Here is a 26,636-nt window from a genome sequence, read left to right on the forward strand (position 1 = left end):
AGCACATCAATGCCGGCGCGGGCGAAATTCCAGAGGCATGGCTTCGCCATGCGCGGCAGCGGGCCGCTTTGGACCGCAGGCACCGCACGTGCTGCATCCATCACTGCAACTGCCCGTCGCCTGTTTCGGTTGCAGACGATGCCCGAACGCACGCAACCACGCGCTATGCCCGGGCTGGCTGAAATGGATCGATGCTGCGGCGAGCCAGCGATTGGTCAGCAGCGGCGCCAGCTTGCGAAAGGCATACAGCGCACTGGCCAACACGACCACGCCGATCACCACGTACTGGACAAGCAGGCTCGTGCTCACAGGAACAACCTCGCGACCTGATAAGTGGCAAACGAGGCCGCATAAGCGAATACAAACATATAGCCGAAAGAGATCGCCACGTTGCGCCAGGAATTGGTTTCGCGGCGAATCACCGCCAGCGTGGACATGCATTGCGGCGCGAACGCAAACCACACCAGCAACGATAGCGACGTAGCCAGCGAGAAATTGGCGGTGAGCGCGTGCGCAAGCCCGCCGGCTTGCGCATCGCCGCTGACGGCGTAAACGGTCGCCAGCGTCGCTACCGCAGTTTCACGCGCGGCGAAAGCCGGAATCAGCGACAGGCTGATCTGCCAGTTGAAGCCCAATGGCGCGAAAAGATGCTGCAGGAAACGGCCAAGGTAGCCGGCAAAACTGTAGTTGATGGCCGCACCGGTGGCACCGGCCGGCGGTGCCGGGAAGGTGGAGATAAACCACATCAGCACGGTCAACGCCAGGATCACACCGGTCAAGCGCTTGAGAAAGATCGCACCGCGCTCCCAGAGACCGATCGCGACGTCGCGTGCCTGCGGCATGCGATACGACGGCAATTCCATCAGCAGCGCATGCTCGCTCTTGTCGCGACGGATACGCTTGATCACCCAGGCGACCGTCATCGCCCCGACAATGCCAGCGGCGTACAACGCGAACAGCACGACACCCTGCAAGTTGAAGACGCCGAACACGCGGTGCGCGGGAATAAACGCGCCGATCAGCAACGCGTAAACCGGGAGCCGCGCCGAGCACGTCATCAGCGGCGCCACCAGGATGGTGGCCAGGCGATCGCGCGGATCGGTAATGCTGCGCGTGCCCATGATGCCGGGAATGGCGCAGGCGAAGCTCGACAGCAACGGGATGAACGAACGCCCGGTCAAACCCACCGACACCATCAGACGATCGAGCAAAAACGCTGCGCGCGGTAGATAGCCCGATTCCTCAAGCATGAGGATGAAGAAGAACAACACCAAAATCACCGGCAGAAAGCCGAGCACCGTGCCGATGCCGCCGAACAGGCCGCTGACGATCAAACCTTGCAACGGTCCTGGAGGCAGGATCGCGGCCACATGCACACCGAGCCAGCTGAAGCCAGCGCCGATCGCATCGCTCATCGGCTTGCCGGAGGCGTACACCGCCTGGAACACCAGAAACATCACGACCGCTAGGATCGCCAAACCGAACACCGGATGCAGCGCCCAGCGATCCAACGCATCGTCGATCGCGGCCGTAGCACGCGGCATCGTGACGGTCGCCGCCAGCAGTTCACGCACTTCGGCATGTAGATCGGCGCGGCTGGCCGCATCATCAGGCAGTGCCTGCGGCGCCTCCGGCAACGTGCCGTCGACACGCTCGACCAAGGCCCGCGTACCACCACGCCGTACCGCAATCGTTTCGACGACCGGCAAACCTAACCGACGCTGCAGTTCCGGCACATCGATGACGATGCCGCGACGACGTGCCGCATCCATCATGTTCAATGCAAGCACCACCGGCCGGCCGAGACGCTTCACTTCCAGCACGAAACGCAGATGCAGTCGCAGGTTGGTGGCGTCGGCTACGCAAATGATCAGATCCGGTGCGGCTTCGCCGGGATAATTGCCTTCCAGCACATCGCGGGTGATCTGCTCATCCGGACTGGCGGCATCGAAACTGTAGGTCCCCGGCAAATCGAGGATCTGCAGGACACGACCGGAAGGTGCAGTGAACCGCCCTTCCTTGCGCTCCACCGTGACGCCGGCGTAGTTGGCCACTTTCTGGCGGCCACCGGTGAGCTGGTTGAACAAGGCGGTCTTGCCGCAATTGGGATTGCCTACCAGGGCAATGCGCAGCGTGCCGGTGCTCATGCAACCTCCTGCAGCACCGTTACCCGCTCCGCCTCGCTGCGCCGCAGGGCGAAGCGGGTGGAGCCGATCTGGATCAGCAGCGGATCGGCGCCGACCGGCCCGCGCGCCACCAGCCGCACCCGTTCGCCCTCGACGAAACCCAGGTCGCGCAGGCGTTGCGCGATCAGGTCGTTGGGGTGGATGTCATCGACTCGTTCAACCACGGCAGAAGCACCTTTCGGCAGGTCGGACAGGCGCACGGTTGGTTATGCTTCTAAATAAGAATGGTTCGCATTGTAACCTCTTTTCGCATCTAGTACAGCCGGTCGTACAGCCCGGCCACTATCCTTAACAACCAATGGTTAAGATGCCCCGGTTTGCTGCCAAGGACGCCCCCATGAGCCAAGCCGTACAGATCGCCGACCATACCGGCATCCGCGAACTCCGCCTAAACCGTCCGAAGGTGCACAACGCCTTCGACGACCAGCTGATCGCCGACCTCACCGCCGCCCTGCAGGCCGCCGGAAGCGATCCGGCGGTACGCGTCGTCGTGCTGACCGGCGTCGGCGCCAGCTTCTCTGCCGGTGCGGACCTCAACTGGATGCGCGGCATGGCCAAGGCCAGCGAGGCGGAAAACCGCGAGGACTCCCTGCGCCTTGCCGCCCTGATGCGCACGCTTCAATTTTTGCCGAAACCCACCATCGCCCGCGTCAACGGCCCGGCCTATGGCGGCGGTGTCGGCCTGATCGCCTGCTGCGATATCGCCATCGGCGTGGACACCGCCAAATTCGGCCTGACCGAAGTGAAGCTAGGTTTAGTGCCCGCCGTGATCTCGCCCTATGTGATCGCCGCCATCGGCCTGCGCAACGCGCGGCGCCTGTTCCTTACCGGCGAAATCTTCGATGCCGAGATGGCCGAACAGATCGGCCTGCTGCACCAGGCCGTACCCGCCGATTATCTGGATGACACGGTGCACGAAATGCTCAAGCTGCTCTCCAAGGCCGGCCCAACAGCGCAGCACGAAGCAAAGCGACTGGCGCTCGGCATCTATGGTCTTACAGAAGAGTCTGTCGAACGCATCGATCGCGACAACGCGGCGTTGATCGCGCGACTGCGTGTTTCCGCAGAAGGGCAGGAAGGACTGAGCGCATTTCTCGACAAACGTGCGCCGATGTGGAACGTCAACAACTGACTGCGGAAACTTTCGCCATGATCAAACCCATCTTGAATATCGCCGACGTCGTCCTCCAAACCGGCGACCCAGCACGGCTTCCCAAAGGCGACACCGCACAGCATTACGACAAGCGCTGGGGCGAGATCGCCAGCCGCATCGGCGCGCGCAAGCTGGGTTACCGCCTCACCGCCGTCGCACCGGGTAAACGCTACTGTCCGTTCCACAGCCATCGCGCGGATGAGGAGATGTTCTTCATCCTCGAAGGCAGCGGCGAACTGCGCTACGGCGACGCGCGTTATCCAATCCGCACCGGCGACGTCATCGCCTGCCCGCCCGGCGGCCCGGAAACCGCGCATCAGATCATCAATACCGGCGACGTCGAACTTCGCTACCTTTCCCTCAGCACCAAGTCCGAAGTAGAAATTTGCGAATACCCCGATTCCGGCAAGTACCTCGCCGCCGCGTTCGGCGATCCGACGGATGCCATGCCGGTGCGCGTGATCGGTCGGCCCGAGGAGTCGTTGGATTACTGGGACGGCGAATGATCGGCGATGCGCGGCCATGCTGCGCCGCGCATCGGCTAGTACACGCAAATCTGCTAGTTTTATCGGCTTTGCAGCCCCGCATCACCCGCAAGGATTCCGCATGTTCGAGCGCGTACTGATTGCCAACCGTGGCGAGATCGCCTGCCGCGTGATCCGCACTTGCCGCCGCCTGGGCATTCACACGATTGCGGTGTATTCGGAAGCGGACAAGGATGCACAGCATGTGCGCCTGGCCGATGAGGCATGGCCGATCGGCGGCCCGCGTCCAGCCGATTCGTATTTGCGTGGCGATGCGATTCTGGATGTTGCAAAACAATCCGGCGCGCAGGCGATTCATCCCGGTTACGGTTTTCTTTCCGAGAACACCGGCTTTGCGCGTGCATGCAACGATGCCGGCATCGCTTTTATCGGCCCGCGTCCGGAAAGCATCGACGCGATGGGTTCCAAGGCGGCGGCCAAGGCGCTGATGGAACATCACCAGGTGCCGCTGGTACCTGGCTATCACGGCGACAACCAGGACACGGCGTTTCTCGCCGAACAGGCGCGCAAGACCGGCTTTCCGCTGATGATCAAGGCCGCAGCGGGTGGCGGCGGCAAGGGCATGCGCATTGTGCGTGCCGAAAAGGAATTTGCCGATGCGCTGGCCTCGGCGCAGCGCGAGGCAGCCAGTTCGTTCGGCGATACGCGCGTCATTCTCGAGCGTTACGTCGAACATCCGCGGCATATCGAATTTCAGGTGTTCGGCGATACGCATGGCAACGTCATTCATTTGAACGAACGCGAGTGCTCGGCACAGCGCCGCTATCAGAAGGTGCTGGAAGAAACACCCTCGCCCTTCCTCACGCCGGACCGTCGCCAGGCGATGGGTGAAGCGGCGGTGGCCGCCGCCAAGGCGGTGAATTACGTCGGCGCTGGTACGGTCGAATTTATCGTGGCGCAGGACGGTACGTTCTTCTTCATGGAAATGAACACGCGCCTGCAGGTAGAGCATCCTGTCACCGAGGAAACGCTCGGCCTCGATCTGGTGGAATGGCAATTGCGCATTGCGGCCGGTGAGGCATTGCCGTTGCGGCAAGATCAAGTTCATGCGCGCGGACATGCGATCGAAGTGCGCTTGTATGCGGAGGATCCGGACCAGAACTTCCTGCCGGGCTCCGGCAAGTTGCGCACGCTGCATCTGCCTGCACCGTCGCGTAACGTGCGCCTTGATGGAGGTGTTGTCGAAGGCGACACGGTGACGATCTTCTATGACCCGATGATCGCCAAGCTGATCGTGTACGACATCGACCGCACCCAGGCGTTACAGCGTCTGCGCGAAGCGCTGGCCGAATGCGACATCGTCGGACCGAAATCCAATATCGCTTTCCTCGAACGACTGGCGCGGCATCCGGTAGTGGTCGAAGGACGCATCGACACCGGCTATCTGGATCGTCATCTTGACGAATTTCTTACCGGTGACACGGCACCCTCTGACCATGCGCTATTCGCCGCCGCCACCGCCGCCTTGCTCCACGACGAAGCCGCGGTGGCCACAGGTGCCATGAACAGCGGCGATCCTTACTCGCCCTGGTCACGTGCCGATGCATGGCGTATTGGCCACGCGGGTAAGCGCATCATTGCGCTTTCATTGCGTGATCAGCGTTATGAAATCGAGGCCCATGGTCATGACGGTCAGTACCAGTTACAACATGGCGAGTCGCGTTGCGATGTGCAAGGCGCACGCCACGACGGCAAGACTCTCAGCGCTCGCTTCGACAGCAAAGGAATTCACCTTGCGGTTAGCGCGGACGCACAACGCGTGTCGCTGCATGACAGCGAGGGCCAGCGCTACGCCTTCGTTCGCGCCGCGGCGTTCGCTTGGGAATCCAAGCAAGGTAGCGGCGGTAATCAGATCATTGCGCCCATGCCCGGCCGTATCGTGCTGGTGAAGGCCAAGGTCGGCGACAACGTCGAGGAAGGTCAGGAACTGCTGGTGATGGAAGCGATGAAAATGGAGCTGGCCTTGAAGGCGCCGCGCACAGGTACCATTGAGAGTGTTAGCGCAACACAGGGCGAGTTCGTGGAAGCAGACGCCGTGCTCGTTCGTTTCAAGTCATGAACTGCCGCCCGGTAGCAGGAGCTTCGCATGAACGCCTCTGAAGTTCGCATCGTCGAAGTCGGCGCCCGTGACGGGCTGCAGAACGAGAAGACGTTGCTGCCGGCCGATGTAAAAATCGCGTTGATCGACCGACTTTCCTCCACCGGCCTGAAAACCATCGAAGCCACCAGCTTCGTCAGCGCGCGCTGGGTGCCGCAGCTGGCCGATGCCGAGGAAGTGTTTCGCAGCATTCGCAAGGTGCCGGGCGTGAGCTATCCCGTACTGGTGCCGAACGAACAGGGTTACCGGCATGCGCGTGCGGCCGGCGCGACCGAAGTATCCGTGTTTACTGCCGCGTCGGAAGCATTCAACCGCACGAACATCAATGCCTCGATCGCCGACTCGCTGGTGCGCTTCGCGCCGATCATGGAGCTCGCCAGGGCCGACGGCGTAAAAGTGCGCGGCTATGTTTCCACCGCTCTCGGCTGCCCTTACCAGGGCGACGTGCCGGTGGCCGATGTGGTCAGCGTGGCGCAACGCCTGTACGAAATGGGTTGCTACGAAATTTCGCTGGGCGACACCATCGGCGTCGGCACTCCGGCCAAGGCACGCGCCATGTTGCACGCGGTAGCGCAAGAAGTGCCAATGCCCGCCTTGGCCGTGCACTTCCACGACACCTACGGCCAAGCGCTGGCCAATATCCTCACCTGCCTGGAAGAAGGCGTGCGCGTGGTCGATAGCGCGGTATCCGGCACCGGTGGCTGCCCTTACGCCAAGGGTGCCACCGGCAACGTCGCCAGCGAGGACGTGGTGTACATGCTGCACGGCATGGGCATGCAAACCGGCGTGAATCTGGATCTGCTGGTGGCGACCGGCGCATGGCTAGCCGCGCAGCTCAACAAACCGACCGCCAGTCGCGTGACACGGGCGCGCACGGCGGCCTGACCATCGGCACGGTTGCGTTACCGCACAGGCCAATTACGCTGACGGCTTCCCCGCTGAGTTCGTTTCCATGCGCGACTTTCTTATCCGCCCCATCGAACCGCGCGATAACGCTGCGGTAGCCGCCATCATTCGCACCGTCATGCCCGAATTCGGCGCCGACGGTCCCGGCTTCGCCATCCACGATGCCGAAGTCGATGACATGCACGCCTCCTACACGCGACCGCGCAGCGCGTACTTTGTAGTGGAGCGCGCGGGCACGATCATCGGCGGCGGCGGCGTAGCGCCGCTGGAAGGGGGTGCCACCGATGTCTGCGAACTACGCAAGATGTACTTTCTACCCGAAGCGCGTGGCATCGGCGCGGGTGCGAGCATGATGCAACGCTGCCTGGACACGGCGCGAGGCTTCGCATTCAAGCGCTGCTATCTTGAAACCCTTACCGGCATGGATGCAGCGCAAGCGCTGTATCGGAAGCATGGATTCGTGACATTGGATGCGCCCATGGGCGGCACCGGGCACTTCAGCTGCGACCGTTTCTTTATCCGCGATCTATAGCGAGGATGTGTCATGGCCAACCGCGATCCACGCGTCGATGCCTATATCGCGAAATCCGCCAACTTTGCGCAACCCATCCTCGAACATATCCGCGCCGTCGTACACGCGGCCTGTCCCGAGGTGGAAGAAGGTCTGAAATGGGGCTTTCCGCATTTCGGCTACAAGGGCGCGATGATGTGTTCGATGGCCGCGTTCAAGCAGCACTGCGGTTTCGGTTTCTGGCAGCGAAAAGAAGTAGTGGGCGCAGAGGCCGAAGAAGGCATGGGCCAGTTCGGCAAGATCACCACGATCAAGGATTTGCCGAACAAGAAAGCCATGACCGACTACATCCGCAAGGCCATGGCATTGAACGACGCCGGTATAAAAAAGAAGCGCCCTACGGCCGCGCGCAAGCCGCCACCGAAAACACCGGCCGATTTCGCCGCACTGCTGACGAAGCATGCCGCAGCACGCGACACCTACGAGAGCTTCAGTCCGAGCGCGCAACGGGAATACGTAGACTGGATCACTGAGGCCAAGACCGATGCCACGCGGCAAAAGCGCATCACCACAGCGCTGGAATGGCTAGCCGAAGGCAAGCAACGCAACTGGAAATACATGAAATGATCCGCATCGCCCACGCCAACGACGCTGCTGCTGTCCACGCGATCTACGTTCCAGCCATCACCGATAGTGCGATCACCTTCGAGACTGAGCTTCCCGGTATCGAGGCGATGCGCCAGCGCATCCTCACCCGTTTGCAGCACTATCCCTGGCTGGTGTGGGAAGAGCACGGCGAGGTGCTTGCCTACGCCTACGCGACTCGTTTTCGTGAACGGGCCGCCTACGACTGGATTGCCGAGACCTCCATCTATGTGCACGCCGATGCGCGACGTCGCGGTATCGCGCGTACGCTCTATGGCGTGCTGCTTGAGGCGATGCGATTGCAGGGCATCAACCAGGCCGTGGGCGTCATCACGATGCCCGGCGAGGTGAGTGTTGCCTTGCATGAAGCGATGGGTTTCACGTCCGCTGGCCTATGGCGCAAGGCCGGTTACAAGCTCGGTCAGTGGTGGGACGTCGGTGTTTGGCAGAAGGAATTGCAGGAACCTGCGAATCCTCCGGTCCCCCTGCCTTCCTTTTCATCGCTGCTCGAATCGGCGGCCTTGCAAAAGCTGCTGCAGCAAACGGGTCGGTGAAAACGCTTGCGGCCGGATGCATGCTTCGATGCATCCGGCCGCAAGATCTTTGGAACGACCAACCCTTAGTGATTGGCGGCGATGATGCTCATGATCGCACCGGTGGTGATGGCCGCCAGCAGGAAGTCACCGTTGTCGCTGCGAATGTACTGATACCCACGCGGCGGCGGCCTCAGCCGATAACGACGCCAGTCGTTGACCACATAGCGGCTACTGCGATAGGTCCGGGGAACGTACCCGCCTCGCTTGTACCAGCCTTCATGCCGGCCTTGGTCGTACATGCCGTGATAGCGGCTCGGTCCGGGCTGTGGACCCGGCGGCCCGGGGCGATAACCCTGGGCCAATGCGAATTGCGACGAGACCAATAGAGCGCCGCAGACGGCGATCATTCCTAGCTGTTTCTTCATGACGTACTCCTCATTTAATGGCAGAACTGCCTGGGAATCGCATGGGCCCACCCTCCTTGTGGCCGGTGCCGTAATCCATTGATCAGCTTGGCGCCGCCTCAAAGCCATGGCCGTGATGCGAACGACAAGATTGCGTCAGCCTCACGAATGCTGCGTGAATATTCCGTAGCAAAGGCCTTTCCTATTCAGGCGCGGTCTCAGTCCGGGAGCCTCTGCGCTACCATGTCGGTTTTTAGTTTCCAGGTCATTACCATGCAGCTCAATCAGGTCAAGGCGATCATCACCGGCGGTGCTTCCGGTCTCGGCCACGCAGTGGCTCAACACCTGGTGGCCAACGGCGGCCAGGTGGCGCTGTTCGACGTCAACGAGGAAAAGGGTCAGGAAGCGGCCAAGACACTGGGCGGCAGTGCGCGCTTTTTCCGCACCGATGTCACCTCCGAAGAAGGCGTATCGGCCAATGTAACGGCTGCCCGCGACGCGCTCGGCGGCCTGAACGTGGTGGTGAACTGCGCGGGCATCCTGGGCGCCGGCCGCATGCTGGGCAAGGAAGGCCCCATGGCGCTAGGCATCTTTGCCTCGACCGTGATGGTGAACCTGGTCGGCAGCTTCAACGTGGCCAAGGCCGGCGCGGCCCTGATGCAGAGCAACGAAGCCGGTGAAGACGGCGAGCGCGGCGTGATCATCAACACGGCCAGCGTGGCCGCCTTCGAAGGGCAGATCGGCCAAGCCGCCTATTCGGCGTCCAAGGGCGGCGTGGTGGGCATGACCTTGCCGATGGCCCGCGAGCTATCGCGCTTCGGTATTCGCGTGGCGACGATCGCACCGGGCATTTTCTGGACGCCGATGGTCGATGGCATGCCGCCGCAAGTGCAGGAATCGTTGTCGGCATCGATCCCCTTCCCTTCGCGCCTGGGCAAGCCGGACGAATTCGCGACCACCGTGGCCTTTATCCTCGGCAATCGCTATATCAACGGCGAGACGATCCGCTTGGATGGCGCGGTTCGCTTGCAACCGAAATAAAGCGGAAAGGCTGCCCTTCCCGTCCTGATTCCAAATTCACTAATCTCTGGTCCTCATTCATGAAAGCTTCCGACGTCAAGAAAGGCAACGTGGTCGAACACGAAGGCATCGTCTACCAGGTACGCGACATCGAACGCAGCTCGCCGACGGCGCGCGGCGGCAACGTCACGTTCCGCTTTACGCTGTATTCGATTCCGGGCGGACGCAAGTTCGACCTGAGCCTGCGCGCCGATGACGAACTCAAGGAAATGGATCTGGTACGACGCGCGGCGAATTTCTCGTACATGGACGGCGACGCCTACGTGTTCATGGACGCCGAGGACTACACGCAGTACATACTCGACGCAGTGCTGATCGGCGACAACGCCGGCTACATCGTCGAAAGCGTGGAAGGCTACTACGTACAGGTGATCGACGATGCGCCGGTGGGCTTGCAGGTGCCGACCAGCGTGATACTGACCGTCGTCGATACCGCACCGGAACTGAAAGGTGCCAGCGCCACCAAGCGCACCAAGCCGGCCAAGCTGCAAACCGGTATCGAAATCCAGGTGCCTGAATACATCACCAATGACGAAAAGGTGTGGGTGAATACGCTGACTGGCGAATTTGCCGGCCGCGCCTGATTCTTTTCCGCTCTGACACGGACGGCGCCGTTCCTGCGGCGCCGTTTTCGTTTTCCGGAGTAAGGACAGCGGCTGCGCCGGTGATGCAGAATCACGCTACCCCCGGCCTCCTTGCCCACCATGTCCACCCGACCCTATTCGCTGCGCGCTAGCGTGCTGCAAAGCCTGACCACGACCAAGCGGCCGGACGTGCCGCTGTCCGTGGTCTTGCGTAATACCGCAGCTGTGGTGTTGCCATTAGGCATCGGCATGGCGACCGGCCACGCGGAAGCCGGGCTCGCGATCGGCGCGGGTGCGTTGGATACGATGTTCTCCGATCAGCCAGGTCCGTATCGCCAACGTTTGTGGCAGCTTTTTCTGGCCTCGCTGGCGGCGGGACTCGCTTCGCTATGTGGCTTCCTGATCGGTGGCGATTTGGTGCCGATCCTCCTGGCCACGACGGCATTCGGCTTTGTGGGCGGCCTGCTGGTCGTGTTCGGCACCGACATCGCGCGTGTGGGCATGACCAGCATGATCCTGCTGGTGATCACGGCGGCCACGCCAACGACACTCGAACCCGCCTTGATAGGCGCGTCGCTGATCTTCGCCGGCGGTTTGCTGCTGGCGCTGTTCTCGGTCGCCGCATGGCCGCTGCAGCGCTACGGGCCGGAGCGCCACGCCTTGGCGACCGTATATCGCGGCCTCGCCGCGCTCGCAAAACAACACGCGCAAGACGATGCCGATGTGCCCGCGCTCACCGAAGCGATGACCACGCTCCAGCAAACGCTGCTCGGACGCCATCATGCACGAGGGCGTGCCATGGAAGCGTTTGCCGTGTTGCTGGAGCTGGCCGAGCGTGTCCGGCTGGAACTGGTAGCGATGTCCCACATGCATGCGGCGGCTGGTATCCATGCGATGTTCCGCAGCGATGCAGAGCGCGTGCTCGCCGCCATCGCCGATGCATTGGATACCGGGGACTCGCCCGAACGTGCCGAGCGCGCACTGCAAACACTTCAGGCCAGCGAACGCGCACTACTGGAAGGCAACGCGCGCACCGATAGCGTCGCCGCGCACATCCATGCACTCTCCGGTCAGTTGGCCGCTGCGGTGCGCAACGCAAACTGGGCCGGCACGCGCGGCGAACAACGCGCCGCGGCCGCTGAAACGCGTTTGCCCAGGGCATTGCGCGGCAGCTCGGCGATCGCCGCGTTGCGCGCCAATCTCACCTTGCACTCGGTCGCGTTTCGCCATGCGATGCGCTGTGCGGTGTGTCTTAGCCTTGCCTTGCTCGTGTCGCGCGTGTGGCAACTGCCGCATGGCTACTGGCTGCCGATGACGGCGGCCATCGTACTGCGCCCCGACTTCGCGGCCACGTTCAACTTCGGCCTGCTGCGCGTGGTGGGCACGATTCTCGGCTTGGTGCTGACCACGGCCCTGCTGCACATCACGCCGCACGATCCGTGGACGCATCTGGCGCTGATGGCGGTGCTCTGCATGATGTTCCGTTACCTGGCCACCGCGCACTATGGCATCGCGGTCGCAGCGTTGACGGGTACCGTGGTAATCCTGCTTTCGTTCGAGGGCGTGAATTCCGGCGCGGCAGTGATGGATCGCGTGATCAACACCGCGCTGGGCAGCGGCATGGCCTTGCTTGCCTACGTGGCATGGCCGACCTGGGAACGCGCACGCGCACGAGCCGCCTTGTCGGACATGCTCGATGCCTACGCGAACTATTTGCATGCACTGGCCAGACCGGATCGGCGCGAAACCCATCGCGAAGCACGTACCACCGCCCGCACCGCGCGCACCAACGCGCAAGCATCGCTCGATCGCATGCAAGCCGAGCCGGCTACACCGCTGACCTTGCTGGAATTGGCCAATGCGCTATTCCTCAATGGCAATCGTCTCGCACGCACCGCCATGACGCTGGAGGCTCTGCTGCATGACTGCGACAGCTTGCCGGAGCAGACGGAAGTCACCCAGTTCATCGACCGTGCCGCGTCTCAGCTGCACGTACTGGCGGGCGCGCTGCGCGATAACCAGGTGCCGCAGACTGTGCCGGAATTGCGCCAGTTGCAGCGCAGCTTGTCCGCCTTGCTTGCCATGGCCGACGACCGGACCCGGGCGGAGCAGCTCGCGCGCATCAGCGACCGCCTGGTCGACAACATCAATACCCTGTCGCATGTGGTGGGGCGCGGCCCACAGGAGTCGGCAACGGCATACGGCGACCGGCGGGTTCATCCCTGATTAACGCAAATCGAGGCGTAGACAGCACCAGCCTTAATTGATCAAGGCCCGCGATCCGGGTACGCGATACAATGGGCCGATGCTCAAGATCGATACCCACGCCCATATCCTTCCCCGCGATTGGCCGAATCTAGCCGCCAAATACGGCAACGACGCCTTTCCGGTGATGACGCATACCGACGACAGGCACCGTATCTACAAGGACGGCAAGTTCTTTCGTGAGGTGTGGGACTCCTCCTTCGACCCGCAGCACCGCATCAACGACTACGCACGATTTGGCGTGGACGTGCAGGTGATCTCCACCGTGCCCGTGCTTTTTTCGTATTGGGCGCCGGGCTATCAGGCGCTGGATTTGCATCGGCATCTCAACGATCACATGGGCCAGGTCTGCCGCGATTTTCCCAAGCACTATGCCGGCATCGGCACCGTGCCGCTGCAGTCGCCGGAGCTGGCCATCCGCGAACTGGAACGCTGCATCGACGAACTGGGACTGTGCGGCGTGCAGATCGGTTCGCACTGCAACGAATGGAACCTGGACGCGCCCGAGCTGTTCCCGTTCTTCGAGGCTGCCGCCGACCTGGGTGCAGCGGTGATGGTGCACCCGTGGGACATGATGGGCGCAGCCACCATGCCCAAATACTGGATGCCCTGGCTGGTGGGTATGCCGGCCGAACAATCGCGCGCCGCCTGCTGCCTGGCCTTCGGTGGGGTGCTGGAGCGGCTGCCGAAGCTGCGCGTGATGCTGGCGCACGGTGGTGGCAGTTTCCCGTGGACCATCGGCCGCATCGAGCACGGCTTCCGCATGCGCCCGGACCTGGTCGCCACCGACAATCCGCGCAACCCGCGTGAATACCTCAAGCGTCTGTACTTCGACTCCTGCGTACACGATCCCCAGGCCCTGCGATATCTGCTGGATGTGACCGGTGTCGACCGCGTGATGCTCGGTACCGACTATCCTTTCCCGCTGGGGGAGCAGGAGCCTGGCAGCGGCATCGAGTCGCTGAAGCTGGACGGCCCGGACCGCGCCCGCCTGTTTCACGGCACCGCGCTGGAATGGCTGGGATTGCCGCGCCAGCGCTTTATTTCCGATATACATTCTCAGGAGCACGCATGAATTTCAGGCGCTACATGATGGTGACCGCCGTGCTGGCACTGGCCAGCATCGCCGTGGCCCAAGCCGACGACGTCAGCATGGCGTCGGGCAACGTGCACTTCAGCACGCCGCCCAACTGGGTCGGGATCATGCAGATCGATGGCGATCCGGAAGTGCGCGTATTCCAAGTTCCCGATCCGTCGCCGAGCGCGAACGATACGCTGGCGCGCGTCAGCGTGACGGTGAAGCAGATGGCCAATCTGCAGGATTTCAACGACTACGTCGGCGGCGCGGTCGCCAAAGCCAAGAATCTGAAGAATTACACGCCGGGCAGCAGCAAGTCGGGCGATGAGAACAGCTTTGTCTATACCGCCAGCGAGAGCGGCACGCCGTACACCTACGTCGAGCGTTACTGGTTCCGCGGTGGTCACGCTATCCAGCTGCGCTGCGCACGTCCGTCGTCGAGCCAAGCCGGGCAGGCCTGGGCCATGTCCTTCGATAAAGGTTGCAGCAACCTTGCTGCCACGCTGAACACATAAACTGATCGCGCCTCGGTTTTACCGTGGCGCGACGTTGCCTCGTTTCCCGCTGGGATGCCTCAATGTCCGCACCATACGAAGCCACCGCCGCCTGGGCCCACGCCCGCGACGCCGCCGATCCGCTGCGCGCCTTTCGCGACGAATTTCTGATCCCACCGCACGAGCATGGCGAAAGCCACTACTTCTGCGGCAACTCACTGGGTCTGCAGCCGCGCGCCGTGCGCGAGGCAGTGAATGCGGAGTTGAATTACTGGGGCGAACTGGGTGTGGAAGGCCACTTCAAAGGCCGCCTGCCGTGGATGGATTACCACGAATTCGTGCGCGACCACCTCGCCGAAGTAGTCGGTGCGCAGCCCGATGAAGTCGTAGCGATGAATACGTTGGGCGTGAACCTTCACTTGATGATGGTGAGCTTCTACTGCCCGACCCCCGACCGTCACGCCATCCTGATCGAGGCCGGTGCGTTCCCCACCGATCGCTATGCGGTGGAATCGCAGATCCGCTACCACGGTTTCAGTCCCAAACTGTCCCTGATCGAACTGGAAGCAGACGAGCCCAACGGCACTATTTCGATGGCCGCAATCGAACGCGCGCTGGCTGAGCACGGCTCGCGCATTGCGCTGGTCATGTTGCCGGGTGTGCAGTATCGCACCGGCCAGGCGTTCGATCTGAAGGCCATTACCGAGCTCGCACACAAGCATGGCTGCATGATGGGTTTCGACCTTGCCCACGCTGTCGGCAACCTGCCCTTGCGCCTGCACGACAGCGGCGCCGATTTCGCCATTTGGTGCAGCTACAAATATCTCAACGGTGGCCCGGGCGCGGTTGGCGGTGCCTTCGTGCATGCACGCCACGCACGCGCCGCTTTGCCGCGTTTCGCCGGTTGGTGGGGGCACGACAAGACCACGCGATTCCAGATGGGCCCCGACTTCGTGCCCACGCCCGGCGCTGATGGCTGGCAGCTTTCCAATCCGCCGATCCTGGCGCTGGTGCCGCTACGCGTTTCGCTGGAAATCTTCCATCGCGCCGGCATGTCGCGCTTGCGCGAAAAATCGCAGCAACTCACTGGGTACCTGGAATGGCTGGTGCGCAGCCAGCTTCACGATGTGCTCGACATCGTCACGCCGATGGAAACCGAGCGCCGCGGCTCGCAACTTTCCATACGCGTGCTGGGTGGCCGCACGCAAGGGCGTACACTGTTCGAGTATCTCACCGAGCACGGCATCATCGGCGACTGGCGCGAGCCGGATGTGATCCGCATTTCGCCTGCGCCGCTTTATAACCGTTTTGCGGACTGCCTGGCTTTTTCGGAAGCAACCAAGAAATGGCATGCGAGCCAAACCCGCGCGTAACTTATCGGTTCAGCCCAACTATCCCGTAGCACTGGGAGTGGTTACCCGCGTAAGTCGTTCGTCGACTAGTGACTGTTTGGGCAAGTAACGCTTGAGCGCAAGTGAGGGTCGCTCTACCAAGTGCCACGACAATACGGCGCAAATCATCGTACCCGCTGACGAGATCAACAAGACCAGCAGATACGGTCGGTAGATGCCCATCACCGAGACCACTAGCTGCTGCATCAGGAACGCATAAACATAAATGCCGTAGGAAAAGTCCCCAAAGCGACCCGCACGCTTTAGTACCGGCGTAGATTTGTTTCCCAACCAGATCACTATAAAAGGCAGCAATACGTACACCGCCGCGTATTGATGGTTTGAAACCGCAAGGAGACATGCAAGTAGTAGCAGAGAGCCGAAGGTCAGCATGACCCTGTTGACCCATGCATGTCGCATGCAATGCAAAACCGCCCCGTAGCAAAAGAACGTTCCGTATTCGCATCCGAACTTGCGGAACGGAAACGCACTGAGCGGGTTATGCTGCACATCGAATATCAAATAAATATACGCAGCGTATAACGCGACCATTGCCAAGAGGAAATAGCGAAAGCGAGGGCGCAACAGTCCACACATTCCCGCAGCCAGCAGCAAGCCGTACCATTGGGCTTCAATGGGGATGGTCCATAAGGAACCATTGACGACATGTATGGGATTGCCTTCGAAAAGTCCCGGCAAGTTAGGGGTTGTCCGTAGATACAGGTGCGAGAAATATCCCCATGTTTCCTTGGCGCGGAAATAGTCATGGAACGTTAGGGTAGTAAAAATCGGACCTATGCAAAGCACTGCGAACAACGTAACGACGGCGAGCGCGGGCCATATACGCAGCAACCGTCTGGCGATGAATCGCCATGCGTGCGGATCTCGTTCCCAACTCTGCATCACGAGATAACCGCTCGTTGAAAAAAATATGAGGACACCTAAAGTCCCCAATGTGAACAATCCAAAAGGTCTTGGTTCCGGCTGGGAAATAAGCGCGTATTGGTGCGAGAAAACGACCATGGTGGCCGCCGCGATCCGAATAAAATCAAAATTATTTGTCGCACCGCTGGATGACATTTGGTCAAATCCCCTTAGAACATGCCATCTCTTGATGTTGGAATTTGCGCCGCAAGTCAAGTTGCGCCGCCAAAAGCGCCAGTTTTGCGCGTCGCCAATTCAGCTCTTGTCGAGGTAGATCGCGAAACAAAGGCCCGAAAACTGAGCCCGGACCATGACCAACCGGCAAGGCTTGTATCCGGCAAACATCCTCAGCTTCAGTGCTGCGGATGCCTGACTTGTCCTGAACCACGCACCACAAAGCGCTCTACGGTCAATGCCTCCGCCCCCATCGGCCCGTAGGCATGCAGTCGCGTGGTCGATATGCCGATTTCCGCGCCTAGGCCGAGTTCGCCTCCATCGGAAAAACGCGATGACGCGTTGACCATCACGACCGCCGACCGGATCGCCTGCACGAAACGTTGCGCGGCGGCATTGTCGCGCGTGACGATGACTTCGGTATGGTCGGAGCCGAAACGCTGGATGTGTCCGATCGCTGCACCGAGATCGTCGATCACGCGCACAGCGAGGATGAGGTCGAGAAATTCGGCGGCATAGTCCTCATCGCTGGCTGTACGCATGCCGGGCACCAGCGCGCGCGACCGCTCGCATCCACGCAGTTCGACACCGCGTTCCTCGAGCGCGCGCGCAGCGTTCGGCAAGAACGATTCGGCGATGTCGCGATGTATGAGCAGCGTTTCCAGCGCATTGCAGACACCCGGCCGTGATGTCTTGCCATCGACCAGCAGGTTCAGCGCCAACGCTTCATCCGCCGACGCATCGACGTACAGATGGCAAACACCCTTGTAGTGCTTGATCACCGGTACGCGCGCATGTTCGGCGACAAAGCGGATCAGGCCTTCGCCACCGCGCGGGATGGCAAGATCCACGATGTCGGTCAGCTGCAGCAACTCGATCATGGTTTCACGGCGCAGATCTTCGATCAGCGTCAACGCAGCGGCGGGAATGTCGTGTCTTGCGAGCACATCGCGCAGAACCGTGGCGATGGCCACATTCGAGTGCAGTGCTTCCGAACCACCGCGAAGGATCACCGCGTTGCCAGCCATCAGGCACAGCGCCGCGGCATCGGCTGTGACGTTGGGGCGCGCTTCGTAAATCATGGCGATGACACCGAGCGGTATACGCACACGCTCGACTTCCAGACCGTTCGGACGCGTTTCCCGGCGCGTGACCAGACCGACGGGGTCGGGAAGTGCAGCAATCTCACGTACGGCACTGGCGATACTTGCCACGCGTGCCTGGTCCAGACGCAGACGGTCCAGCATCGCTCCCTGTACACCCTTGGCAGACGCCTGCTGCAAATCGCGCGCGTTCGCGGCAAGGATAGCGTCGCTGTTTGCTTCCAGCGCAGCCGCCATATCGTGCAGCAGACTGCGCTTGGCCTCGCTGTCGAGCGCAAACATCGTCTGTGCCGCGTCGCGGCACGCCAGCGCCAAGCTGCGAATCTCGCTCATGCTTCCAGCCCTCCTTGCGTTGTCTCAGGGTCGGTGCGGGTGGCCAGATCATCGCGGTGCACGATCTCGGCGCCGTAGCTGTAGCCGAGCAATGACTCGATGTCGCGGCTATGGTGCCCGGCCAGGCGACGTACTTCCGATGCGCCGTACTGACACAGACCGCGTGCGATGGCCCGATCGTCCGCGTCGACGATATCGACCAGATCGCCGCGATGAAACTCGCCTGCCACCTCAAGAATACCGCCGGGCAACAGCGACGCGCGACCGCCGAGGAGCGCACGCGCCGCGCCTGCATCGACACGGATATGTCCGTTGCCGCCCGGCGCATGATGCAACCAATATTTGCGGGCCTGCATCCGATTGCCAGCGACATCGATGAGGGTGCCGTGCAAAGTGCCTTGCTCTAGCGCCTTAACCGTCGCCGCACCGCGTCCACCGAACAGCGCTGTGGGAATCCCGGCAGCGGCCGCCTTGGCGGCAGCCTGCAGTTTGGTTCGCATGCCGCCCGTGCCGACGCCGGTACCGCTGTCGGTAGCCATCGCGATCACCTCCGGCGTCAACTGTGGCACGTGGCCGACAGGTACGGCGGTTGGGTCGCGACGCGGGTCGGCACTGTAAAGCGCATCCACGTCAGAGGCGATCAGCAGAAGGTCCGCATCCACTAAGGCGGCGACGATGGCGGCAAGATTGTCGTTGTCGCCGAGCTTGAGTTCATCCACCGCTACGGTATCGTTTTCATTCACCACCGGCAGCACCCGCAATGCGAGCAATTCTCGCAACGTGGCACGAGCGTTGAGATAACGCCGGCGATTGCGCAGGTCGTCGTGGGTGAGCAGCACCTGCGCCACCGGTCGATCGGATAGCCCTTGCCACAACGCAATCATGGGTGCCTGACCGAGCGCCGCCAATGCCTGCCTCGCGACGAGATCGCCGCTGACCGCTGCATGTTCGCGCATCAGCGCACGACCAGCGGCCACCGCGCCGGAGGAAACCAGCACTATCTGGCGACCCGCAGCATGGCTGGCCACCATAAACGCCGACAACGCCTGTGCGTAGCGCGTAGTCAATCCGCCACCATCAGCGGCTAGCAGGTTACTGCCGACTTTAAGTACCGCACGTCGCCAGGCTGGCAACGCGCAAGTGGGTAGCAGGTGCGTCGATACCGTCATCGGATGCTGGGTTTCATCTCGGCAAGGCGTAACTTCAGCGCATCCAATCGCAAGTCGTTGCCGGCACCGGCGGACGTACGCGCCGCCAGACTTGATTCAGGGGTACGCCCTTGCCCGGCTTCAGTCGCTGCCTGCGCCGCGGCACGATAGGCTTCGCGGAACGGTACGCCTGCCGCTGCCTGTTCGATCGCCACATCAGTGGCATACATCGCTGGCTCAATCGCGGCACGCATGGCTGCTTCGTTCCATTGCATGCGCGCGAGCAGATCCGGCAGCAGTTCGAGTGCAGCGAGTCCATGGGTGACGCCGTGAAACAACGAGCCTTTGGAGAACTGCAGATCGCGCTGATAGCCGGATGGCAACGACAGTAGCTGTTCGATTTCGCAGCGCGAGGCAGCTACCGTGGCATACGACGCACGCACCAGTTCCACGACGTCCGGGTTGCGCTTGTTGGGCATGATCGAACTGCCCGTGGTGTATTCCGACGGAAGCGTCACGAAATTGAATTCCGCGGTGGTGAACAACGACAGATCCCAGGCCAGGCGACGGGCATCCAGCATGGCGCTGCCCAGCGCTTCCATGACTGCCATCTCGAACTTGCCGCGCGAGAGTTGCGCATAGATTGGCGAAATCTGCATGCGCGCAAAACCGAGCGCTTGTGTGGTGTGCGCACGGTCGAGTGGCAGGTTGACACCATAGCCGGCCGCGGTACCCAGTGGATTGGCGTCTATCCATGCCGCGGTTTGCCGGGCGCGCCAGGCGTTGTCGACAAATCCCTCGGCAAAGCCAGCAAACCACATCGCCGTAGACGAAACCACAGCGCGCTGAAGATGGGTGTAGCCCGGCAACGGAAGTGCCGATTGCGCAGCACGTTCCAGGCATACTTCGGCAATCGAACGGCAATCCGTTTCCAGGACAGAGAGCTTGTCCTTCAGCCACAAGCGTGTTGCCACCAGGATCTGGTCGTTGCGGCTGCGACCGGTATGCACGCGACGGCCCGCATCGCCGAGACGCTCGGTCAATCGCGCCTCGATGGCCGAATGGCCGTCTTCGTAGCGCTCATCCAGCACGAAGCGGCCCGCACTAAAATCCTCCGCCAGCGCGTCCAGTTCGCGCTTGAGATCCTGCATCTCTTGTGCGCTGACGACGCCGATATGAGCCAATCCTTCGACATGCGCCTTGCTGGCGGTAATGTCATGCAGAAAGAATTCGCGATCAAGCAGTACATCGTCGCCTGCCAGGAACTTCATGATTTTGGCGTTGGTTTCGACGCCGGCTTTTTGCCAAAGAAGATCGCTCATGGATTCTGTCTCTTGTATGCGCAACTCAACATTTTTCGGTCAGACCGGTATCGATGCGTATTCGTCCACGCCAATGGCGCGATTGATGTTCTGCATGGCCTGCGTGGCAGCACCCTTGAGCAGGTTGTCCAAGGTGGCTACGACGACGACACGCTTGCCATCGGTTGACATCGCGAAACCACCGATCTCGGCATGATGCTTGCCCGCGATCTGGCTCACCCACGGCGCCTCATCCAGCACGTGCACCAGCTTCTCGCTGCCATAAGCATGCTGGAAGCGTGCCTGCACCTCGTCGCGTTTAAGCGAGCGCGCAAGATAAAGATTGGTGGTAACAGTCAGACCACGGAAGTGCGGCGCGACATGCGGCATGAATTCCACCGGGATGCCGAGATGCCGGCTGGCTTCCTTTTCATGCATGTGCCCGGTCAGCGCATACGGCATCAGGTTGTCACGCAGTTTCTCCGGATTGTTCTTATCCGAAGGTGTCGTGCCGGCGCCCGAATAGCCTGAGACGCCAAAACACACCGGCGGCGCGGCCAGCACATCCTTGAGCGGTGCGACGGACAGCTGGATGGCCGTGGCATAGCAGCCGGGATTGCTGATGCGTTTCTCGCCGCGCCACTTGCCGCGAGTGAGTTCCGGTAGACCGTAATACCATTGATTGTCGAAACGGTAGTCCGCGGAGAGATCCACGATAACCGGATCTTTTCCTGCAGCATTGAACGCCTCGACGCAGAGCGACGCCTTGCCATTCGGCAAAGCCAGCACGACAACGTCAGCATCCAGGCCCGGCAATGCTTCGTGCGCCGGCGAGCTGTAGCACAGGTCGCCATGGTATTCGGCGACATGCGCATCGACCCGCTGTCCGTCCAGCTCGCGGGAGGAGACATAAGTCAACTCAAGCGCCGGATGGGCGGCAACCAGTCGAATCAATTCCGCGCCGGTATGCCCGCGTGCGCCGACGATGCCAATGCGTTTCTTCGATGCTGTCATCACGATTCAGTCCACCAGGGTCGGTTGCCGCACAGCGCAGTGGTCGACACAGCGCGCAATCGTTTCGAAGTCGTCCAAGCCATACCAGAACACTTTCCAGCGTTCCTGCTTGTAGCAACCGTCCGATTCGGCGTAATAGAAATGATTGATCTGGTTGCCATGACGCGAGCGCCAGAACAGGCGCGGATTTTCCTCGCGCATCACCAGCCATACCGCGCGGCCCAGACCTTCGCCTTGCGCGTCGTCGAGCACGGCAAACTTGTCCAAATAAATCAGGCCGTCCTGGTCGGTAAGAATCATCGCCGCGCGATAGTTTTCGCTGACGTAGATTCTGTAAGGCGTGGTGCGCTCGAAGTAGTCATCGACCACCTTGCGGCCGAAACTCGATTCGATCAGCGTGCGCATGCGCGCGCGATCCACACCTTCCCAGCTTTCGAAACGGAAGACTTTCTCGCCACGACGCACCAGCGTGCCCGAACCCTTGTGCGTGAACAATTCTTTCGCCAGTTCCGCCGGGCGAGTGATCGATACCGAGGACGTCAGCGGCAGGCTTTGCAGCAAGTCCGCGATCTGTTCGATCTTCACGCGCATGCCGCCGTTGATCCACGGCTGCGACATCAGGTGATCGTACTCCGTGCTGAGATTGATCGAGTCGATGATGCGACCCTGATCGTCAAGCAACCCACCGGTGCCGGTAAGAAACACGATCTTGTAGGGCTGCAGCATGCGCACCAGCTCGTTGGCGGCGAAGTCGGCGTTGATGTTGAGGAACTGACCTTCATCCGTCTCGCCCAGGCTGGCGATCACCGGTATGGAGCCGGCGCGCAAGCTGGCCTCGATCGGCGCCAGGTTGATGCTGTCGACCTTGCCTACCATGCCGTAGACGTCCTTATCCAGATAATTGGACATGAACACGCCCGATGGCACTGACGTAGCGCGCGTATCCATCGCCTGCAGGGCTTCGACCAGACGCAAATTCTGTTGCTGGAAAACACGGCGTACGATGCCCAGCGCCTTGGGCGATGTCACGCGCAAGCCGTTGACGGTTTGCTTGGTGATGCCGGCAGCCTGGAGTTCTTCGTCGAGCTGTGGACCTGCACCATGGAGAACGATCGGCGTGAGGCCCACTTGCTGCAGAAAGGTCAGCGACGACGTCAGGTCATTCAGTTCATCGCGCAGCACCGCACCGCCGACTTTGACTACGGCGAAGCGCTTGGCATCCTGCTGCGAAAAGCGCTTGAGGTACTGCTGGATTTCCTTGGCGCTGCCCATGGCGGAGAGCAGGCGCACAATGGTCTGGCGAGTGTTTTTATGCGATTCCACGGTTCACGATCTCGTAGATGGTTGCGGCATACGTCTGCAATTGGTCGAGCGCGACCCATTCGTCGGCGGTGTGTGCCTGGGCGATATCGCCCGGCCCATATACGAACGAGATATAACCGCCCGCTGAAAACAGCGCGGCCTCGGTCCAGAAATTCACCGCGTTTCCCACCGATATGCCCAGCTCGTCGGCGATATCGCGTGCCGCAAGGCGTCGCGCTTCTGCCGTGGCGATATCGCCAGCCGGCAGCGATACACCGCGGAAAAGCTCGGTATAGGTCACTGGTTGCGGCTCCACCAAACTGCGGAAGGTCTCCAGCAACCGGTCTGGATCCATGCTCGGCAGCGGACGAAAACCGAATCGCACATCGGCGGTCGGCGCGATCATGTTGGCCTTGATGCCACCCTCGACACGGCCGATGTTGAAACGCAACCCAGTAAGGCCACCGAAACGCTCGTGCGCCTGGCGTTCGACGTAATCGAGCGCCGCTGTACCCCAGCGCACCGTCTGGTGTAAGGCGCTGTCGCTGGGACGTTGTTCACCCGATGCATGACCGGCCTGCCCCGCAAAACTCATCTGCACGGAATGGATGCCGCGATGCGCGAGCACGGCCTCTCCGCGGGTGGGCTCGGCGACGATGACGGCATCGTACGGATGACCTTCGCGCAGAAAGGCAGCGATGCAGCGCGGATCGTTGGCTTCCTCGTCGGTAGTCAGCAACAAGGCCATATCGCCTTCGCTCGCATTCGCTACCGCAACTAAGGCAGCCGCGGCACCCTTGATATCGCAGGCACCGAGACCGATAGCGCGATCGTTCATGACCTGCAGCGTGTGCGGATCGGTCGTCCAGTGCGGCGAATCGGGCACCGTATCCAGGTGCACGTTGAACAGGTACTTCGGCTTACCGCGCACGGCGTAGAGCGTCACAGCGCCCGCGCCGTGATCGGTAACCGTCACGTCGAAGCCGGGAAGCTGTTCGCGCAGATAGTCGAAGATACCGCCGGTGCCGATCGCACGCGGCGGATTGCGTGTGTCGTAGCCGACCAGCGCTTTCAGATGCGTCAACGTCGCTTCGAGCAGCATGCTCATCCTCGGTTGACCTCGGCCCACAAGGTGCTGCTCATGCCGAACAGTTTGATAAAGCCTTCCGCTTCGGCCACACCCCAGTCGGCGGCCTGCGCATAAGTCGCGCCCTTGGCGTTGAGGATGTGCTTGGACTCGATCGCAACGGCATTGACGATGCCACCCGACGTCTCCAGCATCACGTCGCCGTTGACTTGCGATTGGCTCGACGCCAGGAAGGCCTCCAGATCGGTCTTCAGCGGGTCGTGGAAGAAACCTTCATAAACCAACTCCACCCACTTGCGCGCCACCTCGGGCTTGAAGCGGTTCTGTTGTTTGGTGAGTACAGCCTCTTCGAGCGCACGATGCGCGACGAGCAGCGCAGTGAGGCCTGGCGCTTCGAAAATGATACGTCCCTTCAGGCCGATGGTGGTGTCACCGGTGTAGATGCCGCGACCCACGCCGTACTGCGCCAGAAGGTTGTTGAGTTTGGCCAGCATCTTATGGCCGTCGATCTTTTCGCCATCCAGCGCAACGGCTTCGCCATCGACGAAACTGATCTTCAGGCGAAGCGATTTGGATGGCCATTCGGCACGCGGCTTGCACCAGCCTACGGCGCCTTCGCCCGGCGCCTGCCAACGATCGATCTCGCCGCCGGACATGGTCAGACCGAGCAAGTTTTCGTTGATGGTGTAGGCCTTCTGCTTGGCGCGCACGCCGAAGCCGAGGTCCTCGAGATACTTCTGCTCGTAAGCGCGCACCTCGGTGTGTTCTTTCTGGATTTCGCGGATCGGCGCCACGATCTCGTAATCGCCCTGCGCTTTCACCGCGAGGTCGAAACGCACCTGGTCATTGCCCATGCCGGTGCAGCCATGTGCGATCGCCTTGGTGCCCAGCTGCGCGCAGCGCTTCAGCGCGGCATCCACGATCAGGTAACGGTCGGAAACCAGCAGCGGATACTGGCCCTGATAACCCTCGCCTGCCCATACGAATGGTTTCACAAAGCCATTCCAGATCGCCGGACCGCCATCGACGGTGACGTGGCTGGCCGCCTTCAGCTCTTTGGCGCGCGCTTCGATATAGGCACGCTCGTCGGCGTCGACGCCGCCGGTATCGGCGAACACAGTGTGCACAGCCCAACCGCGTTGCTGCAGATACGGGATGCAGAAACTCGTGTCGAGGCCACCGGAAAAGGCGAGAACGATATCTTTGCTCATGATGCGTCGTCCAAAAGGGTTACTAATTAATAAGAGAAAGGGGTTTACACAGATTCGATGACAATGCGCGGTTCGCAGCGCACCGGAAAATTGACGGAGTTGGCGATGAAGCAGGCGTGATGGGCATCCTCGTGCACACTCGCGGCACGAACAGGGTCGCTCTCGGCCGTGATCGTCACCCGTGGGCGTAGCACGACGTCGGTAAAGCGACCATCGTCTGTGCGTTCCACCAGCGTGCCTATGGCCGTGTCGACGTACGCAGTGACAACGACACCGGCGACAGCCGCCAAATGCAGGTACCAGAGCATGTGACAGCTGGATAGCGCGGCAACCAGCATGTCTTCCGGATTGTGCCGCGTTCCATCGCCACGGAAGGCGGCATCCGACGAACCGGCGATGACGGGTTTGCCGACAACGTGCACTTCGTGCTCGCGTCCGTAACCCTGGTACGTTTTCGTGCCGTTGCCGTGATTGCCGGTCCATACCACTTCGACCGGATACTGATGCTGCTTATGTCCCATCGCGACGCTCCTCGGCTTGTTGCATCAAATCCGCCAGCTCGCTGTCGCGCCGGCCCGCGCGCGCGTTCAGCCCTTGCAGAACGCCTGCGCGATTGGCATCGGGATGATTCTGGCTCAGCTTGAACTTGCCCTCGATGCGGTCGATCGAGATCTCGATGCCGACGATGGCGCGCAGCATTTTTTCAATGTGATCCTCCGGCGCATCGCTGACATGCCAGGGTTTCGGCTGGTCGGCTTCATGGCGTTCGGTCAGTCTTTCGAGCAACTGGCGCAACCACACTTTGTCGTCCGTGACACGCAGGCGGCCGTGCACGTGTACGACGGCGTAGTTCCAGGTCGGCACTTCACGGCCTGTCTCATGTTTACTCGGATACCAGTTGGGACTGATGTAGCCGTCGGCAGCCTGGAAGATGACCAGCACTTGCGCGCCATCCGCCTTCGCTAGCTCGTTGCCACGCGCGACATGGCCATGCAGCAACTTGTCGCTGATCAGCTCGAACGGCAGATGATTGGCAACCAACTCCTCGGCGCCACGCATGACGATGGTGCCAAACGGGTAATCGCGAATCAGTGCGTGCAGCACGTCGACGCGGGTTTCGTGAAAAGATCCAGGCAAGTACATGGCGTGTCCGTACCTCTATC

The 26,636-nt window shown here is 61.4% G+C and carries 27 protein-coding genes; 13 read left to right on the forward strand and 14 right to left on the reverse strand.

The genetic code is table 11. The features are described 5' to 3' along the window. Positions 1–6: 6 nt before the first annotated feature. Genes QQL64_RS09160 through QQL64_RS09170 form a run of 3 tightly spaced genes read right to left on the reverse strand, consistent with a single transcriptional unit; the run spans position 7 to position 2,386 of the window. Positions 7–309, reverse strand: coding sequence for a DUF6587 family protein (locus tag QQL64_RS09160; protein WP_284398468.1), 303 nt, complete (start codon positions 307–309; stop codon positions 7–9). Next, a complete protein-coding gene (gene feoB / locus QQL64_RS09165; protein WP_284398470.1) occupies positions 306–2,147 on the reverse strand; it encodes a ferrous iron transporter B in 1,842 nt (613 codons plus the stop codon). Before feoB ends, QQL64_RS09160 begins: the two co-directional genes overlap by 4 nt. After that, positions 2,144–2,386, reverse strand: coding sequence for a FeoA family protein (locus QQL64_RS09170; protein ID WP_284398472.1), 243 nt, complete (start codon positions 2,384–2,386; stop codon positions 2,144–2,146). The genes feoB and QQL64_RS09170 overlap by 4 nt, the downstream gene beginning before the upstream one ends. 137 nt (positions 2,387–2,523) lie before the next feature. On the opposite strand from QQL64_RS09170, the gene QQL64_RS09175 reads away from it, so the two are divergent. From QQL64_RS09175 to QQL64_RS09205, 7 genes are all read left to right on the forward strand, one after another. Next, positions 2,524–3,318 carry an enoyl-CoA hydratase-related protein gene (locus QQL64_RS09175; RefSeq protein ID WP_284398474.1) on the forward strand — a complete coding sequence of 265 codons (795 nt, stop codon included), beginning with the start codon at positions 2,524–2,526 and terminating at the stop codon, positions 3,316–3,318. A 17-nt stretch (positions 3,319–3,335) separates the two neighbouring features. Further along, on the forward strand, positions 3,336–3,845 hold the full coding sequence (locus QQL64_RS09180; protein ID WP_284398476.1) for a cupin domain-containing protein: 510 nt from the start codon (positions 3,336–3,338) through the stop codon (positions 3,843–3,845). Between the two features lie 100 nt (positions 3,846–3,945). Beyond that, positions 3,946–5,943, forward strand: coding sequence for an acetyl/propionyl/methylcrotonyl-CoA carboxylase subunit alpha (locus QQL64_RS09185; protein ID WP_284398478.1), 1,998 nt, complete (start codon positions 3,946–3,948; stop codon positions 5,941–5,943). Positions 5,944–5,970: 27 nt separating this feature from the next. Next, a complete protein-coding gene (locus QQL64_RS09190) occupies positions 5,971–6,867 on the forward strand; it encodes a hydroxymethylglutaryl-CoA lyase (protein WP_284398479.1) in 897 nt (298 codons plus the stop codon). A gap of 67 nt (positions 6,868–6,934) precedes the next feature. Then, entirely contained in the window at positions 6,935–7,420 is a 486-nt protein-coding gene (locus QQL64_RS09195) for a GNAT family N-acetyltransferase (protein WP_284398481.1), read from the forward strand. A gap of 12 nt (positions 7,421–7,432) precedes the next feature. Further along, positions 7,433–8,026 carry a YdeI/OmpD-associated family protein gene (locus tag QQL64_RS09200; protein WP_284398482.1) on the forward strand — a complete coding sequence of 198 codons (594 nt, stop codon included), beginning with the start codon at positions 7,433–7,435 and terminating at the stop codon, positions 8,024–8,026. Then, positions 8,023–8,598 carry a GNAT family N-acetyltransferase gene (locus QQL64_RS09205; protein WP_284398484.1) on the forward strand — a complete coding sequence of 192 codons (576 nt, stop codon included), beginning with the start codon at positions 8,023–8,025 and terminating at the stop codon, positions 8,596–8,598. The genes QQL64_RS09200 and QQL64_RS09205 overlap by 4 nt, the downstream gene beginning before the upstream one ends. Positions 8,599–8,663: 65 nt before the next feature. On the opposite strand, the gene QQL64_RS09210 is transcribed toward QQL64_RS09205, so the two are convergent. Next, positions 8,664–9,005, reverse strand: a complete 342-nt coding sequence (locus QQL64_RS09210; protein ID WP_284398485.1) for an RcnB family protein — start codon at positions 9,003–9,005, stop codon at positions 8,664–8,666. A 252-nt stretch (positions 9,006–9,257) separates the two neighbouring features. Here QQL64_RS09210 and QQL64_RS09215 point away from each other — a divergent pair, with 252 nt between their 5' ends. The 6 genes from QQL64_RS09215 to kynU all read left to right on the forward strand — a co-directional run bounded on the left by QQL64_RS09215 (position 9,258) and on the right by kynU (position 15,858). Continuing rightward, positions 9,258–10,025, forward strand: a complete 768-nt coding sequence (locus tag QQL64_RS09215; protein ID WP_284399717.1) for an SDR family NAD(P)-dependent oxidoreductase — start codon at positions 9,258–9,260, stop codon at positions 10,023–10,025. Between the two features lie 59 nt (positions 10,026–10,084). Further along, a complete protein-coding gene (gene efpL / locus QQL64_RS09220; RefSeq protein WP_284398486.1) occupies positions 10,085–10,648 on the forward strand; it encodes an elongation factor P-like protein EfpL in 564 nt (187 codons plus the stop codon). Positions 10,649–10,768: 120 nt separating this feature from the next. Beyond that, positions 10,769–12,874: an FUSC family protein gene (locus QQL64_RS09225; RefSeq protein WP_284398487.1), complete on the forward strand. Its 2,106-nt coding sequence runs from the start codon at positions 10,769–10,771 to the stop codon at positions 12,872–12,874. Between the two features lie 79 nt (positions 12,875–12,953). Then, entirely contained in the window at positions 12,954–13,988 is a 1,035-nt protein-coding gene (locus tag QQL64_RS09230; RefSeq protein WP_284398488.1) for an amidohydrolase family protein, read from the forward strand. Continuing rightward, the gene (locus QQL64_RS09235; protein WP_284398489.1) at positions 13,985–14,506 is read left to right on the forward strand and encodes a hypothetical protein; all 522 of its coding nucleotides are present in this window, start codon (positions 13,985–13,987) and stop codon (positions 14,504–14,506) included. Before QQL64_RS09230 ends, QQL64_RS09235 begins: the two co-directional genes overlap by 4 nt. Positions 14,507–14,568: 62 nt before the next feature. Further along, complete coding sequence (gene kynU, locus QQL64_RS09240; protein ID WP_284398490.1) at positions 14,569–15,858, forward strand: kynureninase; 1,290 nt, start codon at positions 14,569–14,571, stop codon at positions 15,856–15,858. Between the two features lie 18 nt (positions 15,859–15,876). On the opposite strand, the gene QQL64_RS09245 is transcribed toward kynU, so the two are convergent. The 10 genes from QQL64_RS09245 to QQL64_RS09290 all read right to left on the reverse strand — a co-directional run bounded on the left by QQL64_RS09245 (position 15,877) and on the right by QQL64_RS09290 (position 26,616). Further along, positions 15,877–16,956: an acyltransferase family protein gene (locus QQL64_RS09245; protein WP_284398493.1), complete on the reverse strand. Its 1,080-nt coding sequence runs from the start codon at positions 16,954–16,956 to the stop codon at positions 15,877–15,879. A gap of 197 nt (positions 16,957–17,153) precedes the next feature. Beyond that, positions 17,154–18,410, reverse strand: coding sequence for a glutamate-5-semialdehyde dehydrogenase (locus QQL64_RS09250; protein WP_284398495.1), 1,257 nt, complete (start codon positions 18,408–18,410; stop codon positions 17,154–17,156). Next, a complete protein-coding gene (gene proB, locus QQL64_RS09255; protein WP_284398496.1) occupies positions 18,407–19,579 on the reverse strand; it encodes a glutamate 5-kinase in 1,173 nt (390 codons plus the stop codon). The genes QQL64_RS09250 and proB overlap by 4 nt, the downstream gene beginning before the upstream one ends. Then, a complete protein-coding gene (gene argH, locus QQL64_RS09260) occupies positions 19,576–20,880 on the reverse strand; it encodes an argininosuccinate lyase (RefSeq protein WP_284398497.1) in 1,305 nt (434 codons plus the stop codon). The genes proB and argH overlap by 4 nt, the downstream gene beginning before the upstream one ends. A gap of 39 nt (positions 20,881–20,919) precedes the next feature. Further along, complete coding sequence (gene argC, locus QQL64_RS09265) at positions 20,920–21,873, reverse strand: N-acetyl-gamma-glutamyl-phosphate reductase (protein WP_284399719.1); 954 nt, start codon at positions 21,871–21,873, stop codon at positions 20,920–20,922. Between the two features lie 6 nt (positions 21,874–21,879). Further along, a complete protein-coding gene (locus tag QQL64_RS09270) occupies positions 21,880–23,145 on the reverse strand; it encodes an acetylglutamate kinase (RefSeq protein ID WP_404601027.1) in 1,266 nt (421 codons plus the stop codon). A gap of 37 nt (positions 23,146–23,182) precedes the next feature. Beyond that, complete coding sequence (locus tag QQL64_RS09275; protein ID WP_284398499.1) at positions 23,183–24,283, reverse strand: acetylornithine deacetylase; 1,101 nt, start codon at positions 24,281–24,283, stop codon at positions 23,183–23,185. Further along, complete coding sequence (locus QQL64_RS09280; protein ID WP_284399721.1) at positions 24,280–25,476, reverse strand: argininosuccinate synthase; 1,197 nt, start codon at positions 25,474–25,476, stop codon at positions 24,280–24,282. Before QQL64_RS09280 ends, QQL64_RS09275 begins: the two co-directional genes overlap by 4 nt. A 41-nt stretch (positions 25,477–25,517) precedes the next feature. Beyond that, positions 25,518–25,994 carry an OsmC family protein gene (locus QQL64_RS09285; RefSeq protein WP_284398502.1) on the reverse strand — a complete coding sequence of 159 codons (477 nt, stop codon included), beginning with the start codon at positions 25,992–25,994 and terminating at the stop codon, positions 25,518–25,520. Continuing rightward, positions 25,984–26,616, reverse strand: coding sequence for an FMN-binding negative transcriptional regulator (locus QQL64_RS09290; protein ID WP_284398504.1), 633 nt, complete (start codon positions 26,614–26,616; stop codon positions 25,984–25,986). Before QQL64_RS09290 ends, QQL64_RS09285 begins: the two co-directional genes overlap by 11 nt. Positions 26,617–26,636: the final 20 nt, after the last annotated feature.

Origin of the sequence: Dyella lipolytica (assembly GCF_030160075.1) — a bacterium.
Taxonomy (GTDB): domain Bacteria; phylum Pseudomonadota; class Gammaproteobacteria; order Xanthomonadales; family Rhodanobacteraceae; genus Dyella_B; species Dyella_B lipolytica.

What these genes read in the sequence shown, in the direction of transcription:
- feoB (WP_284398470.1), bottom strand. Translation starts at nt 2,147, where the DNA reads ATGAGCACCGGCACGCTGCGCATTGCCCTGGTAGGCAATCCCAATTGC.
- QQL64_RS09175 (WP_284398474.1), top strand. Translation starts at nt 2,524, where the DNA reads ATGAGCCAAGCCGTACAGATCGCCGACCATACCGGCATCCGCGAACTC.
- QQL64_RS09180 (WP_284398476.1), top strand. Translation starts at nt 3,336, where the DNA reads ATGATCAAACCCATCTTGAATATCGCCGACGTCGTCCTCCAAACCGGC.
- QQL64_RS09185 (WP_284398478.1), top strand. Translation starts at nt 3,946, where the DNA reads ATGTTCGAGCGCGTACTGATTGCCAACCGTGGCGAGATCGCCTGCCGC.
- QQL64_RS09190 (WP_284398479.1), top strand. Translation starts at nt 5,971, where the DNA reads ATGAACGCCTCTGAAGTTCGCATCGTCGAAGTCGGCGCCCGTGACGGG.
- QQL64_RS09195 (WP_284398481.1), top strand. Translation starts at nt 6,935, where the DNA reads ATGCGCGACTTTCTTATCCGCCCCATCGAACCGCGCGATAACGCTGCG.
- QQL64_RS09200 (WP_284398482.1), top strand. Translation starts at nt 7,433, where the DNA reads ATGGCCAACCGCGATCCACGCGTCGATGCCTATATCGCGAAATCCGCC.
- QQL64_RS09205 (WP_284398484.1), top strand. Translation starts at nt 8,023, where the DNA reads ATGATCCGCATCGCCCACGCCAACGACGCTGCTGCTGTCCACGCGATC.
- QQL64_RS09210 (WP_284398485.1), bottom strand. Translation starts at nt 9,005, where the DNA reads ATGAAGAAACAGCTAGGAATGATCGCCGTCTGCGGCGCTCTATTGGTC.
- QQL64_RS09215 (WP_284399717.1), top strand. Translation starts at nt 9,258, where the DNA reads ATGCAGCTCAATCAGGTCAAGGCGATCATCACCGGCGGTGCTTCCGGT.
- efpL (WP_284398486.1), top strand. Translation starts at nt 10,085, where the DNA reads ATGAAAGCTTCCGACGTCAAGAAAGGCAACGTGGTCGAACACGAAGGC.
- QQL64_RS09225 (WP_284398487.1), top strand. Translation starts at nt 10,769, where the DNA reads ATGTCCACCCGACCCTATTCGCTGCGCGCTAGCGTGCTGCAAAGCCTG.
- QQL64_RS09230 (WP_284398488.1), top strand. Translation starts at nt 12,954, where the DNA reads ATGCTCAAGATCGATACCCACGCCCATATCCTTCCCCGCGATTGGCCG.
- QQL64_RS09235 (WP_284398489.1), top strand. Translation starts at nt 13,985, where the DNA reads ATGAATTTCAGGCGCTACATGATGGTGACCGCCGTGCTGGCACTGGCC.
- kynU (WP_284398490.1), top strand. Translation starts at nt 14,569, where the DNA reads ATGTCCGCACCATACGAAGCCACCGCCGCCTGGGCCCACGCCCGCGAC.
- QQL64_RS09245 (WP_284398493.1), bottom strand. Translation starts at nt 16,956, where the DNA reads ATGTCATCCAGCGGTGCGACAAATAATTTTGATTTTATTCGGATCGCG.
- QQL64_RS09250 (WP_284398495.1), bottom strand. Translation starts at nt 18,410, where the DNA reads ATGAGCGAGATTCGCAGCTTGGCGCTGGCGTGCCGCGACGCGGCACAG.
- proB (WP_284398496.1), bottom strand. Translation starts at nt 19,579, where the DNA reads ATGACGGTATCGACGCACCTGCTACCCACTTGCGCGTTGCCAGCCTGG.
- argH (WP_284398497.1), bottom strand. Translation starts at nt 20,880, where the DNA reads ATGAGCGATCTTCTTTGGCAAAAAGCCGGCGTCGAAACCAACGCCAAA.
- argC (WP_284399719.1), bottom strand. Translation starts at nt 21,873, where the DNA reads ATGACAGCATCGAAGAAACGCATTGGCATCGTCGGCGCACGCGGGCAT.
- QQL64_RS09270 (WP_404601027.1), bottom strand. Translation starts at nt 23,145, where the DNA reads ATGGGCAGCGCCAAGGAAATCCAGCAGTACCTCAAGCGCTTTTCGCAG.
- QQL64_RS09275 (WP_284398499.1), bottom strand. Translation starts at nt 24,283, where the DNA reads ATGAGCATGCTGCTCGAAGCGACGTTGACGCATCTGAAAGCGCTGGTC.
- QQL64_RS09285 (WP_284398502.1), bottom strand. Translation starts at nt 25,994, where the DNA reads ATGGGACATAAGCAGCATCAGTATCCGGTCGAAGTGGTATGGACCGGC.
- QQL64_RS09290 (WP_284398504.1), bottom strand. Translation starts at nt 26,616, where the DNA reads ATGTACTTGCCTGGATCTTTTCACGAAACCCGCGTCGACGTGCTGCAC.